Origin of the sequence: Paenibacillus sp. O199 (assembly GCF_001636635.1) — a bacterium.
GTDB lineage: Bacteria > Bacillota > Bacilli > Paenibacillales > Paenibacillaceae > Paenibacillus > Paenibacillus marchantiae.
In genome coordinates this window covers 56,966-57,366 of the sequence record NZ_LGRP01000030.1, presented here as the reverse complement: position 1 = coordinate 57,366, position 401 = coordinate 56,966, and the positions used below count along the sequence as shown (strand labels likewise).

Sequence of the window (401 nt, the reverse complement as noted above, 5' to 3'; positions counted from 1 at the left end):
TGGCTGTACAATCCGCTTCGGACACTAACGTTACAGCTGACCGTACAGCTCTAAATGATGAGTTTGCTCAGTTGACAGCAGAAGTTGGCCGTATCAAAGATACGACTCAATTTAACACGATGAACTTGCTTGATAAGAGTGCAGGTACTGCGGGTGTATTGAAACTACAAGTAGGTGCTAACAAAGATCAAACTATTGATCTCAAGTTGGATACCGCGGGTGTTGATCTGACTGCTATCAAAACAGCACTTGATAGTGAAGAGATTACAGATCAAACGAAATCCAGCAAAGCTATCGGAATCCTGGACACTCAAATCGCATCCGTATCTTCGGGTCGTAGCTATCTGGGCGCGCTGCAAAACCGTTTGGAGCACACGATTAACAATCTGAGCACATCATCG

1 protein-coding gene is annotated in these 401 nt (G+C 44.9%); it reads left to right on the top strand.

From position 1 onward, the window contains the following. Positions 1-401: flagellin N-terminal helical domain-containing protein (locus A6049_RS32760; RefSeq protein WP_275078676.1), on the top strand; the 401-nt coding region annotated here is incomplete at both ends.